At 65.8% G+C, this 12,416-nt stretch carries 16 protein-coding genes; 13 read left to right on the top strand and 3 right to left on the bottom strand.

Going from position 1 to position 12,416, the window contains the following annotated elements; genetic code table 11:
- Window positions 1-249: 249 nt before the first annotated feature.
- The 6 genes from O3X23_RS28630 to O3X23_RS28605 all read left to right on the top strand — a co-directional run bounded on the left by O3X23_RS28630 (window position 250) and on the right by O3X23_RS28605 (window position 3,985).
- Window positions 250-486: a hypothetical protein gene (locus O3X23_RS28630; protein WP_269274479.1), complete on the top strand. Its 237-nt coding sequence runs from the start codon at window positions 250-252 to the stop codon at window positions 484-486.
- On the top strand, window positions 483-1,019 hold the full coding sequence (locus O3X23_RS28625) for a DUF6879 family protein (protein ID WP_331283961.1): 537 nt from the start codon (window positions 483-485) through the stop codon (window positions 1,017-1,019). Before O3X23_RS28630 ends, O3X23_RS28625 begins: the two co-directional genes overlap by 4 nt.
- A complete protein-coding gene (locus O3X23_RS28620; RefSeq protein WP_331283959.1) occupies window positions 952-1,869 on the top strand; it encodes a helix-turn-helix domain-containing protein in 918 nt (305 codons plus the stop codon). Before O3X23_RS28625 ends, O3X23_RS28620 begins: the two co-directional genes overlap by 68 nt.
- A gap of 182 nt (window positions 1,870-2,051) precedes the next feature.
- A complete protein-coding gene (locus tag O3X23_RS28615) occupies window positions 2,052-3,164 on the top strand; it encodes a radical SAM protein (RefSeq protein ID WP_269274476.1) in 1,113 nt (370 codons plus the stop codon).
- Window positions 3,157-3,738: a 3'-5' exonuclease gene (locus tag O3X23_RS28610; RefSeq protein ID WP_269274475.1), complete on the top strand. Its 582-nt coding sequence runs from the start codon at window positions 3,157-3,159 to the stop codon at window positions 3,736-3,738. Before O3X23_RS28615 ends, O3X23_RS28610 begins: the two co-directional genes overlap by 8 nt.
- A complete protein-coding gene (locus O3X23_RS28605) occupies window positions 3,716-3,985 on the top strand; it encodes an ATP-binding protein (RefSeq protein WP_269274474.1) in 270 nt (89 codons plus the stop codon). Before O3X23_RS28610 ends, O3X23_RS28605 begins: the two co-directional genes overlap by 23 nt.
- Window positions 3,986-4,162: 177 nt before the next feature.
- Here O3X23_RS28605 and O3X23_RS28600 read toward each other — a convergent pair whose 3' ends face one another.
- Window positions 4,163-4,735 carry a hypothetical protein gene (locus O3X23_RS28600; RefSeq protein ID WP_269274473.1) on the bottom strand — a complete coding sequence of 191 codons (573 nt, stop codon included), beginning with the start codon at window positions 4,733-4,735 and terminating at the stop codon, window positions 4,163-4,165.
- A gap of 1,536 nt (window positions 4,736-6,271) precedes the next feature.
- On the opposite strand from O3X23_RS28600, the gene O3X23_RS28595 reads away from it, so the two are divergent.
- Entirely contained in the window at window positions 6,272-6,571 is a 300-nt protein-coding gene (locus tag O3X23_RS28595) for an NPCBM/NEW2 domain-containing protein (RefSeq protein WP_269274472.1), read from the top strand.
- Window positions 6,572-6,645: 74 nt separating this feature from the next.
- Window positions 6,646-6,816: a hypothetical protein gene (locus O3X23_RS28590; protein ID WP_269274471.1), complete on the top strand. Its 171-nt coding sequence runs from the start codon at window positions 6,646-6,648 to the stop codon at window positions 6,814-6,816.
- 13 nt (window positions 6,817-6,829) lie between these two features.
- Here the strand turns inward: O3X23_RS28590 and O3X23_RS28585 are convergent, their stop codons facing one another.
- Window positions 6,830-7,081: a DUF2277 domain-containing protein gene (locus O3X23_RS28585; RefSeq protein WP_269274470.1), complete on the bottom strand. Its 252-nt coding sequence runs from the start codon at window positions 7,079-7,081 to the stop codon at window positions 6,830-6,832.
- A 159-nt stretch (window positions 7,082-7,240) separates the two neighbouring features.
- Between O3X23_RS28585 and O3X23_RS28580 the strand changes: the two genes are divergently transcribed.
- From O3X23_RS28580 to O3X23_RS28565, 4 genes are all read left to right on the top strand, one after another.
- Window positions 7,241-7,870 carry a hypothetical protein gene (locus O3X23_RS28580; RefSeq protein WP_269274469.1) on the top strand — a complete coding sequence of 210 codons (630 nt, stop codon included), beginning with the start codon at window positions 7,241-7,243 and terminating at the stop codon, window positions 7,868-7,870.
- Window positions 7,871-7,914: 44 nt separating this feature from the next.
- On the top strand, window positions 7,915-8,130 hold the full coding sequence (locus O3X23_RS28575; protein WP_269274468.1) for a ribbon-helix-helix protein, CopG family: 216 nt from the start codon (window positions 7,915-7,917) through the stop codon (window positions 8,128-8,130).
- Window positions 8,127-8,498 (top strand): hypothetical protein, encoded by a 372-nt coding sequence (locus O3X23_RS28570; RefSeq protein ID WP_269274467.1) that lies wholly within the window; start codon window positions 8,127-8,129, stop codon window positions 8,496-8,498. The genes O3X23_RS28575 and O3X23_RS28570 overlap by 4 nt, the downstream gene beginning before the upstream one ends.
- Before the next feature lie 193 nt (window positions 8,499-8,691).
- Window positions 8,692-9,897, top strand: coding sequence for a thiolase family protein (locus tag O3X23_RS28565; protein WP_269274591.1), 1,206 nt, complete (start codon window positions 8,692-8,694; stop codon window positions 9,895-9,897).
- 143 nt (window positions 9,898-10,040) lie between these two features.
- On the opposite strand, the gene O3X23_RS28560 is transcribed toward O3X23_RS28565, so the two are convergent.
- Window positions 10,041-10,841 (bottom strand): VOC family protein, encoded by an 801-nt coding sequence (locus O3X23_RS28560; protein WP_269274466.1) that lies wholly within the window; start codon window positions 10,839-10,841, stop codon window positions 10,041-10,043.
- 337 nt (window positions 10,842-11,178) lie between these two features.
- Here O3X23_RS28560 and O3X23_RS28555 point away from each other — a divergent pair, with 337 nt between their 5' ends.
- Window positions 11,179-12,414, top strand: coding sequence for a glycoside hydrolase family 88/105 protein (locus tag O3X23_RS28555; protein ID WP_269274465.1), 1,236 nt, complete (start codon window positions 11,179-11,181; stop codon window positions 12,412-12,414).
- Window positions 12,415-12,416: the final 2 nt, after the last annotated feature.

Raw genomic sequence — 12,416 nt, 5'->3', positions numbered from 1 at the left:
GCCGTGATCTACGGACCGTCCCGGCGTATAGGTGTCGGCGAGCTCGACGTCGCCCAGGCGACCCGCCGTGCCGTCAAGGTTGGCCAGAGGCAATAACGGACGTCTCACGATGGGCCGCCGACCAGCCAATCCATGCGCCGCAGTGTCTCTGACAGCAGGTGCACGCCTCGCCACCGTCTTGACACGGGTCGCCTTCAGCAACCACCGTGCTACGAGAACATTTCTCGATGGTTCGAGCATGGAGGCGCTATGCGTGCCCAGTTCCTCGGCAAGGATCCTGAGTCTCGAGTGGGCAACTCGCCCACTCTCTTCGCTACCGATCGCACCGACCGTGTCACCTACATTGCACAAGGGTGGAAGGTGACAGACCCCCAGGTGCTGGCCGACGCCGGCGATGTACCTGACCACGAAGCTCTCATCGAGATCCCGGAAGACGTCCTCAAGATGTACGCCCTCCGCTACTTGAACAAGGAGGAAGGGCGCTGAGACTTCTGGGCGGTGACGAGTTCGGCCAGCTCTTCAAGTCGTTCGAGCACACGGCCTTTCGCCTTGAGGTACGCGACCGCTACGACGCCGACTACGAGAACGAGTCGGTGCGGAAGTTCCTCGCGCAGGCGAAGGACAAACTGCCGTGGATGCAGGACTGGTTGACCATGATCCGGGAAGCGACGTCGAAGGGGCGCCGCTTCGCCCGCGTGCGGGTGGTCGGCTTGCCGCTCACCGACTACAGCCGCTTCGGCGTGTGGTGTGCTCAGTTCACCAATGGGGCAGGGGAAGATATCCGCTACCTCACGCGTGACCAGGCCGAAGCCGAGAACCTACCCGATCACGATTTCTGGCTGTTCGACTCGCGCAAGCTGGTACGGATGCACTTCGATGATTCCGATGCCTTCCTCGGCGGGGAAATCATCGATGATGCCGTCGAGATCGTGAAGCACAACTACTGGCGAGATGCCGCGTGGCATCGCGCTAACAGGCGGGATGACTTTGCCACCGAACAACACCTCGGGCTCGTCTAACGTCCACGAGGCCAGGAGCATCCTGGGCAAACGACTTCGTGAGCTTCGCCTTTCGTCTGGACAAAGCGGCAGGCAGCTCGCGGAATCTTTGTCGTGGCCTCCTTCCAAAGTGTCCAAGCTAGAAAACGGCCGTCAGACACCCACTGACGACGACCTCCGTGGTTGGACGGCAGCAACAGACAGTTTGGATGAGACGGAAGCCCTGCTCGCGTCGCTGCACACGCTTGAAGTGCAGCACGCTGAGTGGCAACGCATCCTGCGAACCGGCTTGAGACCCCATCAGCAAGAGCTGGTCTCGTGGGATCAGAAGACGCGGCTCTTCCGTGCCTTCGAGGCGACGGTGATTCCTGGTCTGCTTCAAACGCCGGAGTACGCCCGCGCCCGCTTCGCCGAAGGTATCCGCCGTTTCAAGTTGCCCAATGACATCAACGAGGCCGTAGCCGGACGAGTGCAGCGGCAAGATACTCTGTATCGGCCAGACAAGCGGTTCCACTTCGTACTCACAGAAGCGGCGCTTCGGTTCCGCCTCTGTGCACCAGATGTCATGCTCGGCCAACTTGACCGGCTGATCTCCCTCTCTCAACTGCCCAACGTACGCCTCGGAATCGTCGGCTTTGAAACGCAGTACGCTACTTCGCCATGGCACGGCTTCTGGCTCTACGACAACGACCGGGTACTCATTGAGACCTTGTCGGCCGAACTCGACCTCCGCCAGCCGCAGGAAATCGAGCTGTACGGCAGCGCCTTCGAACAGCTCGCCGCCGTCGCCAGCTATGGCCGGTCGGCACGCGCGATCATCAATCGGGTCATGGAAGATCTCGCCCCCGACTCAGCGGAAGATGGCGCCTAATTTCGCGGGCGTTACTCCTCCAAGTGTATTGCTAGAAACTCTGAGAAACTTTCTATTCAGGCACAACTGACGCCCCTACGCTCCTCAAAAGGAGCGCGTGACTGCGCACTCCGTTTTCGGACATGGGAGGCCGTCAGGCGCCTTTCTCAGTGCAGCTTTTAACGCGCGATCAGATCGAGCGCATGCCGGAACGCGCCCGCGAAGTCGTCGAGTACCGCAAGAGCGGACTCAGCCTCAACCACATCCAAGGGTGCCCGCTCGACTGCGCCTACTGCATCCGCCACACCTACGGCCTGTGGGATCAGCGGGTGCCACGCGCCCTCATGAGCGACGCCGAGGCAGTGGAAGCACTGGTCAATCACCGGTACTTCCAACCGCATGTCACGCCGGTACAGGTGTTCAACCGCGCTACCGACCCGTTCTTGCCAGTGGTTCGGCCGCACACCTTCGCCGTCCTGGAAGACCTGGACGCACGGAACCTGACGAACCACGTGCTCGTCATCACCAGGCACCAGATGAAGGCTGCGGACGTCGACCGGCTCGAACGGCTCCGGCACATCAAGGTGACGCTGCTGTTCACCTACTCGGGCATCGACAACCGGCAGATCGAGCCCTACCCGTCGAGGGTGGCCGCCGAGTCGCTCAAGCTCATGAGCAACCCGCTTAACCGCCGCTATCGGACGGTTCTCTACTGGCGTCCGCTGGTGCCAGGTCTCAACGACTCGCCCGAGCACCTTGATGCGGCATACGAACTGAGCAAGCACGCCGACACCACCGTCTTTACCGGCCTCTTCTACCGCGACCAGATCGCCGAGTACTACCAGGCGAACGGACTGCCGGAGCCGTACGGCGAAACCGCCCGGCGCAAGATCGTGCCAGAGACGCTGGAGAGACGGATCCTTTCAACCTTTGCCGGCAGCGACTCGTTGTTCCGCAAGACCTCGTGTGCGGTGTCCTTCGCGCATGGCGACCCGGACTACAACGGCCACTACGGCATCCCTGATCTCTGCGACATCTGCCTGTTGGCTCAGCTTGATCTCTGCCGGGGCGCTCACCGCGTGCCGACGCGGCAACAGATCCACCAGGTGGCGAGCACTTTGCCTGACGCCAGTGACCTCGTGGTCGTTGACATTACAGAGGGCGCAGCCGTCGTGTCTGGGCTGATCGAGGAGCAGCCGCGCTATTACCTACAGCACGCGCTCGGCTTCCAGGTGCACGACGTTCGCCACCCCCACCTCAACCGACGACATGGTCGGGCGGACATCGGATGGAAGGACGGCACAGACAATGGCTGACTGGACGGAACTTACGTACGCGGTCGTCGACGTGGAAGGCAACGGCCAGCAGCCGCCCGAGTTGGTGGAACTGGCCGTCGTCCCGATCGTCGGGGGTGTCATCGGGGAGCCGGTGTCGTGGTTGATGCGTCCCAACTACGCGATCACCCCGATGGCTCAGCGTCTGCATGGCATCAGCAACAAGGACGTGGCCGACGCCCCCATGTTTGCGGACATCGAGAACGACGTACTGCAGGCGTTGGACGTCTCGGCCTTCGTGGCGCACAACGCCTACGTTGACACCAACGTCCTCCGACGCAAGCTGCCCGATTGGGCGAGTCCCGAGGTGTTCGACACGCTCAAGCTCGCGCGCCGCTTCCTGCCGGGGCAGGTCAGTTTCCGGCTGGGATCGCTGGTGCAAGCGTTCAACCTGGACGTTGATCTGCCGGAAGGCTTGCGTCCTCACCGCGCCACGTACGACGCCTTGGTTGCAGCGCGTCTCTTCGTCCGGCTCGCCACCGTAGCCGGCTCGCTGGAAGAACTGCGCGGCACGCCACCCGGCGGGAGGGTCGATGAAGCTCCGTCCCTTTTCTGACCACGACCGAGGCATCTTCGGTTGCGAGGACTGCATCTGCCTCCAGGTGTGGGATGTGGGAGAAGAACCGCTCGATCAACCAACGGCCGGCGCCGACGATGAGGCCGAAGGCGGAAGAGGGCTGTTCATCGTGGACACCCTGGCGCGCAAGGTCGGCCACTTCTACCCGAAGGTCGGGGGCAAGGTGGTGTGGGCGGAATTGGCGCTTGATGCCAAGGTTTCGTCCCTCCCGCTCCAGAAGCTGTAGGCGTCATACCTCCAGAGCTGCCGCCTGTAGACACAGGATCCCCCTGTGGGCGGCACGACACCCCTGACGTGCAGTTGCGTCAGGGGTGCTCTGGGTCTGTACGGAACAGGCGTGCGCGGTAGAACCAGGCGACCAAGCCCGCGCCGGCGGAGAGGGTAGGTCTGGATATGAAGAACGCTAGGAGGGTGCCAGGCTGGATGGGTTGATGTGGTGCTTCACTGCGAGCTGCACCATCCCCTCCAGAACGCCGCTACGGTGCACGTGCATCGCGGTCGCATCCATCGGTCCGTTGTGGATGCTACTACCCCACGAGTCGCTCACCGTCACGGAGATGTGGCCGCTCCCCGAAGCCTCAATGTAATTGGCATTGCATTGGTGAACGCTGCCATCTTCGGCCAGGATGAAGCCCACCACACGCCTCTCAGTTCGGCCAGACATAGAGTCGAGGTCATGAAAGGTATGACGGGTTTCGCCGAATACCCATCCGTCGAGCACATGGTGTGTGGCCGCTTCGCGTACTGTCCCCCCGAACCGCTTCCTTCTGAGGCGCGACTCATAGTGTTCTACGAGGATGTCTGTGGGAATCACTCGACCATGCAGTGCCCGGGAAAGCAGACCGGCCGCCTTGGTGACCTCGGCCCTGGTTGCTTCCTGCTCCTCGCGCAATTTAGCGTTCGCTGCCTGCCGTTCCTGATTCTTCCTAGCTGTGGCCTCCTGGGCCTTGCGAACCTGATCAGCGAAATCCTCCATTACTACCCCCTGCTTTGTCGCTCTCATCGCTACGCACGCTACTGCGGATGAAGGCAGCGAGGGAGTGAATCTAGTGATCGGATGCTGAACCTTGACCTGAGAGGTCAGCAAGAGCGAGTCAGCGCATGCACGCCTGAGAAACGAAGAACACCCCGCAGCCACAACGAACGCGGGGCGTTCTTCGTTGTGGAACGGGGTGTGTGGACCAATGCGGTCAGGAGTCAGCGGTTGAGGACGGCGTCACACTCGGCGATGATGGCGGCGCCTTCGTTGGCCACCTCGGCCAAGTACTTGTCGTCGCACGTCGTGGCGAAGGTCCACAGACTGGCCACGCAGTCTCCCTGCGGTTCGCGCAGCTTGAAGGTGAGGCCGCCGGAGTTCGTCAGCGGTAATCCGGCCGTCGCTGAATTCCGCCAGGGTGATGACGTTCATGTGGGGTTGTCTGCCCACCGCGAACGAGTTGTTGCTGCCCATGTAAGGGCGGGGCAGGGGCGTTCGTGTACCAACTCGGACGCGCAGGGCGGCTGCTCCTGGACATCGAAGGGCGCCTCTCCTCCAACGTCAAAAACCACGCCCGCTTGATGGCCGAGACCTATTTTGAGTTGCGGTGAGCCGAGAAATCGGACGTTCTCTCGGTCGCGGACTGAGAGGTAGAACGGAAGTGCCGCCCAGTGTCCGCGCTGATCTGTACGTGTCGCTGGACTTCCCACAGCAGGGACGCATCAGCGATTACTTTGAAGGAGAACGTTGTGAATGAGGATGGCTTTCTAGCAATCCTTCTACTGGTCGTAACGGGCATTATGTGCACCCTGGCGGACATGATGCGCAACGGCCTCTCCCTGACGCACTCGGATGCCTGTTCGGGCTGATGAGTCTCATGGTGATGAATGTCGTGGCCAGTAGGCGACGATGATCAATTAGCTGCGACGGCCTCCAGCCAAGACATCTCGTCGTCTGCTGTGGTCATGGGTAACAACAGCGCAACCATTCTCGACCCCGGGACTAGCTAGTCCTGGGGTCATGTACTGTCTCGCGAACCGGTGCCGTATCGGGGTGTAGGTGGGGGAAGCTATGAGCACGGTAAGTCCAGACGATCCGCATTGGTTCCGTAGCAATAAGGCTAAACTCGCCATCCTTCTGGTGGTCCTGGGGGCGTTGGGTACACTCATTGGCGGGCTTGTGCAAGATGGCCTAAAGTCAGACAGTTCTTCTGACGCGAAACCTGCTGAGCCATCGATCTCGACTCCCATTGCCCCAAGCGCAACGCCTTTATCCTCAAGCCCGTCTGGGTTGGAATCGACTTCACCTACTCCAACAACGGAATTTCCCACGACGGCAGCCCCTAGTACCGGTGAAGAAACCTCCCCGCCTCCCACCAGCGCCACCAACGGCCCCAAAGGTGGATCAGGCCCACGTGCCACTGCGTCGAGTGAGTACCTCTCGAACTCGCAAGCGCTCACGGGGGATAACAGCGTCAAAACCGCAGAGCTGAACTCTCGGGGGAATCATACGACCTATATGCACAGCCTGCGGAGTGTGAACCCGTTCACGGAGTACACTTTCGCGTACAAAGTCCCAGCCGATTGGAAGTATTTCCGCGCCACCATCGGCATTGACATCAATAGTAAGTACAGCGTGACAGGCATGTCATTCCAGATATATCTCGATGATGATGCTGCGCCCGTCGCTGAATACACGCTCAAGATGTTCGAAAGCCAGGACATCAAGGTCCCGATATCAGGTGCCAGCAAAATCAAGCTGTACACCGCCAACACTACGCCGAGGGAATCCTTCGTGCGGGCAACCTGGGGGGATGCCCGCCTTACGAATGACTGACTGTCCAGGTAACGGCGCCACGACCTCTGATGAAATTCACCTTCGACGCTCACTCAGCAACGACAGGTGACCTCATGGGGCAGAAACTCATCCGCTTCTCCGACCTCACCGGCAAGACGGTGGACAACGACAGCCAGCTCGTCCGCATCGTTGTGCGTGAGCACCCCCTCGATGGTGGCCCCGTCGAGCTGGAAGCTCTGGCCGATGAGCTGACGGTGTCGAGGAAGTCGCCCTCGACCTGGTGACGTTCGAGCTGCACTACCCCTGTGAGGAAGCAGTCGAGACCGTGACGGCAGGCGTCGGGGCGCCGCGTACGGTCAGCTCGGCGAGGAGCTGCCGGGTGGCCTCGGCCACCGCGTCCACCGCCTGATCGAAGGCTTCGCGGTTGTGGGCGGCCGGGGCGCGGAATCCGGAGACCTTGCGGACGTACTGCAACGCCGCGGCCCTGATGTCGTCCTCATCGACGTCGGGAGTCATCGGGGGTCGGAGAGTCTTGATGCTTCGGCACATGACTCCAGTGTGCTACGCACCTCGGACAGTCGGCGGGGACGGTTCGCCGGCGGGGACGGACAGCCGGCGGGCGCGGCCGGCCGGGACAACCGGTGGATACTCGTCGCACGGAGACGACGGACCCACGCCGCCGCACGACACCGACGGACGGAGGCGGACATGAGCAAGCAGCCGACCGTGGCCCAGCGCCGAGTGGTCCTCGCCGCCGACGCGAACACCGGTCTGCTCCGCGGCTCGCAGGCGCTGCTGGACGCACTCTGTGCCCAGGGACTCGCCCTGAAGCACCCGCGGCCTCCCCACCGCTGCTACCTGACCCCTGCCGGACTCGCGCTGCGCGCCGAACTGCTCGCCCCTCCGCCGGAGCTCCCCGCCGCCCCGCCGCCCGAGGTGGAGACCTTCGCCGCGCGGACCGGCCACGAGACGGCGCCCGTCGGCGATCCGCGCCGGGTCCGTGAGGTCGCCGTCGCCTGGGAAGGGCTCCTGGAGCTGAGGCGCGTCACCAACCGGGGGGTCACCGACCAGCCCTGCCCGTGGGAACGCGCCCACCTCGTCCCCGGTGCCGCGCTGGCGCTGGAGGCGGCCGGCTGCCGCCCGGCGGTCGCCGGCGGGGACGCCGCGGACGGGTACCGGGTCGGTCCCGCGCCGCAGCCCGAGGCGGTGCGCGTGGAAGCGGGAGCCGCTGAGATGCCCGATTGCGCGGCCGCTCTGGAACGGGCCGGCTGGCAGGTCACCGAGCATCCGGATGTCGCGCGAGGCCGCTATCTGCTGGCCTCTCCGCGTCGCGCGTGACGGCGCACTCGCCGCGTACAGCGCTCTCGCTGTACGCTGGTGGAATGTCGAAGCATGTGACGATCCGCCTTGACGAGGAATTCCTCGAGAGACTCAAGGTCCGCGCTGCTGAGCGGGGGACCACGGTCACCGCTCTGATCACCGAGGCCGCCAAGCGCGAGCTGGACGAGAACCGTGACCGGTTCCTGGCCGCGGCCGCGGACTTCAACAACGAGGAGAACTGGGCGTACGTCCAGGAGAGGTTCGGCCCTCGCTCGTGAAGATCGATCTGACCTGGGCCTGGAACGTCCTCGCCCATCACCTGCCCTCCGACCCCACGGTCTGGGACCCTTCGGGCATCGAGGCCGCCATAGCCCGTCATGCCTCCGACCTGGTCATGGCGCCGGACAGCCCCGGCCACGACACCGCCTGGCGGGCGGCCGCGCTGCTGCACACCCTGACCGTGTGCCCGCCGCTCGAATCGCCCATGAACGAGTTCTACGCGATGGCCATGACCCGCTCCTACTGCGCAGCGGCGGGCTGGAAGACCCTGCCGGACACGGTCGCCCTCGGCGACCTGGTGGAACAGGTCAAGACCCACAGGACCGGAATCCAGCAGGTCGCCGAAGTGCTCCGCCCGCTGAACTGAGGCGCCGCACGACCGATGGCGGGCCCGTGGCCCCGTCCGGGCGGGCCGGGGAGCCCGCCGGTGGCCCTGCGGTGGCCGGCCGGGACGGGCGCCTGCCGCGGTGATCTCCCGTCTCGGTATCCTGCACCCCGACGCCGGCGACGAACTCTCCGCGCCGCGCCCCGAAGGCCGCAGGAAGGGACCGGTGACTCCTATGGCGAGCGCGCCGAACGTGCCGAACACCCGTGACGTCTACATCGTCGACGCCGTCCGCACCCCCGTGGGGAAGTACGGCGGCGCGCTGTCCGCCGTACGCCCCGACGACCTGGCCGCGCACGTCCTGAAGGCTCTGGTGGACCGGACGCCGGAACTGGACCCGGCCAGGATCGGCGATGTCTTCTTCGGCAACGCCAATGGCGCGGGGGAGGAGAACCGGGACGTCGCGCGGATGGCCGTCCTGCTGGCGGGCCTGCCGGTCTCGGTACCGGGTGTGACCGTCAACCGGCTGTGCGCGTCGGGGCTGGAGGCGGTGGTCCAGGCGTACCGGGCGGTCGCGCTCGGGGACGTGTCGATCGCCGTCGCCGGTGGCGTCGAGTCGATGAGCCGCGCCCCCTGGGTGCTGCCCAAGCCGGACCGCGCCTTCCCGGCCGGCCATCAGGAGATGTTCTCCACGACCATCGGCTGGCGCATGGTCAACCGGCGCCACGAGCCCGCGTGGACGATTCCGCTCGGCGAGGGCGCGGAACTGATCGCCGACAAGCACGGCATCACCCGCGAGCAGCAGGACGCCTTCGCCGTCGCGAGCCATGAGAAGGCGGCGCGCGCCTGGAAGGACGGCCTGTACGACGCCGAGGTCGTCCCGGTCGAGGGCACCACCCTGGTGCGGGACGAGACGATCCGCGACAACACCTCAGTGGAGTCGCTGGCGAAGCTCAAGACGGTCTTCCGTGAGGGTGGCACGGTCACCGCGGGCAACGCCTCGCCGCTCAACGACGGCGCGGCCGCCCTCCTGATCACCGATGAGGAGGGCCTGGCGGCCACCGGCCGCGAACCGCTGGCCCGCATCCGGGCGAGCGCGGTGTCCGGCATCGAACCGCAGTACTTCGGGCTCGGCCCGGTGGAGGCCGTCAACCGCGCGCTGGCGCGGGTCGGCCGGGGCTTCGGGGATCTGCGCACCTTCGAGCTCAACGAAGCGTTCGCCGCCCAGGCACTCGGGTGCTTCGCGGAATGGCCGGGCCTCGATCCGGCGGTCGTCAACCCGCGCGGCGGCGCCATCGCCATCGGCCACCCGCTCGGCGCGTCCGGTGCCCGTCTCGCCGGTGCCGTCGCCCACCAGTTGAAGGCCGCCGGTGGCGGCACCGGACTCGCGGCGCTGTGCATCGGCGTGGGGCAGGGGCTGGCGCTGGTCCTGGAGCGCTGACGCGCACCCCGGAACGGGCAGGGCGGGCACGCCCGGCAGGTCCGTGCGGCGGCACGAACGCCCGCCGGAACCCCCTCCCCCCGTGAGAGCGGGTTCCGGCGAGCGCTCGTGTCGCCGCACGGACGGGCGGCGACCCCGCGCGGTCAGCCGGCGTCCGCCGCCACCCCGGTGAGCAGGGCGAACTGGGCGCCCGCCGGGTCCAGGAGCATGGCCAGCCGGCCGACCCCGGGCGCGTCGTCCGGCGGCATGATGACGGTGGCTCCGTGCGCGACGGCGGTGGCGAAGGTGGCGTCGCAGTCGGCCGTCCCGAAGTACGGGTGCCAGTTCGGGGCGCTGCCCGGTCCGGTGGCGCCCGGGGGCAGGTCCATGAGGCCGCCGTGCTCCGCCTCCGCCGCGGCGTCGGTGCCCGCGGGGCGGATGAGGGTGTAAGTCATGCCGGGCATCGGGGCGTCCGTGTACTCCCAGTCGAAGACCTGGTGGTAGAAGGCTTTCGCCGCGGCCGCGTCGGTGGTGTGCAGTTCGACCCAGCACAGCGCGTTGTCGGCGGTCACCACGTCCAGGCCCTTGTTGTCGCCGGGCTGCCAGACGTTGAACCCGGCGCCGGCGGGGTCGGTGAAGACGGCCATCCGGCCCATGGTGAAGACGTCCATCGGCGGGAAGGCGACGGTGCCGCCGGCCTGCTCCACGGCCTTGGCGGTGGCTTCCGCGTCGGGCGTCTTGAAGTACGGCGTCCAACACGGCTGCACACCGTCGGCCATGATCGGGCCGATGCCGGCGACGGTCTTCTCGTCGAGCACGAACATCCCGTACCCGCCGGCGTCGGGGCCGGCGGACTGGAACGTCCAGCCGAAGACCGCGTTGTAGAACGCGGCGGACGCCGGGATGTCGCGGCTCGCGAGGTCGAGCCAGTTCGGGGCGCCCGGGACGTAGTCGGTGGAGAGCATGAGGGGTTCCTTCCAGCTGTTCTCGGTGCGTGCCCGGCACGGCGGGGCGCGGCTGTCTGTGGGGTAGACGACGCGCTGCCGCAGAACTCATCGTCCCCGCACGACGTATTTCCGGCGACTTGTAGTTCTTCCCAATACATCCGATATCTTATGTCTGACATGTCGGGATCGCTGACGGGTTCCAGCTTGCCTCGTGGGTCAGAGATCCAGTCAGGGCTTGGTCCATCGATGATTGTTAGGGTTCTTGACAGAAATCTCACCCCTGCTAGATTCCGCTCAAAGGTCCAACCTTTGGTGTCCGATTGGCCCCAACGCACGCATACCGGGTGAGGGGATCATGAACGGATTACGTGCTCTGACGGCCGCGCTCGCGGCCTGTGCGGCGCTCGCCGCGCCGAACGGTCCACCGGCGGCGGGCGTGCCCCCGGCGGGGCAGGCCCAGGCTCCTGCGTCCGCCGCTGCCGCCACCAACGACCCGGCCGCCACCGACTGGTCGGTGGCGATGACCGACTCGACGATGGCGCGCTTCACTCCCGCCCGGATCGGCGGCTGGTCCTACCCCGTCGGCCTCTACCTCTACGGCCAGTACCTCGTCTATCAGCGCACCCGCGACCCGAAGGACCTGGCGTACATCAAGAGCTGGGTCGACCGGTTCGTCGACAGCAAGGGCGCCATCGGCCAGAGCTTCAACAGCCTGGACAGCATGCTCGCCGGGCGGCTGCTGGTGATCATGCACCACGAGACCGGCCAGGCGAAGTACCGGACCGCCGCCACCCGGATCCGCGACCGGCTGGCCACCTACCCCAGGACCTCCGACGGCGGCTTCTGGCACGCCACCGCGGACAGCCGCGCACACCAGCTCTGGTCCGACGGCGTGTTCATGGTCAACCCGTTCCTCGTCGAGTACGGGCGGGAGTTCGACGACGCCGCCTACACCGACGACGAGGCGACCAAGCAGCTGGTGGTCTACGGAACCCACCTCCAGCGGCCGAACGGCCTGCTCAAGCACGCCTACGACGAGTCGAAGGCCGTGAGCTGGGCCGATCCGTCCACCGGCCTGGCCCCGGAGCACTGGTGCCGGGCGGTCGGCTGGTACGGCATGGCGGCCGTCGGCGTACTCGACGCCGTTCCGGCGAACCAGCCGCGGCGGGCCCGGCTGCTGACCATCCTGCGCAACCTGGCGGCCGGTATCGAGCGCGCACAGGACCCGGCCACCGGCCGCTGGTTCCAGGTCGTCGACAAGGGCTCGCGCTCCGACGACTGGACCGAGACGTCCTGCTCCAGCATGTTCACCTTCACACTGTCCCGCGCGGTCGAGCGGGGCTATGTCGACCCGCACTACGCGGCGGTGGCCCAACGCGGCTACCAGGGTGTGCTCGCCAGAGTCTCACTCGGCGCCGACGGCAGGACCGAACTCTCCGACATCTCGATCGGAACGAACGTCGGCGACTACGCCTACTACATCGGGCGCACCCGGGCCGTGAACGACTTCCACGGCCTCGGCGCCTTCCTGATCATGAACGAGCAGCTGCGGCGGACCGTCAACGGCGGTCCGCCGAAGGCAGGGGAGTGACG

The organism is Streptomyces sp. H39-S7 (genome assembly GCF_027158205.1).
Lineage (GTDB): Bacteria > Actinomycetota > Actinomycetes > Streptomycetales > Streptomycetaceae > Actinacidiphila.
Note: the sequence above shows the minus strand (reverse complement) of the source record. Positions and strands in the feature narration are given on the sequence as shown.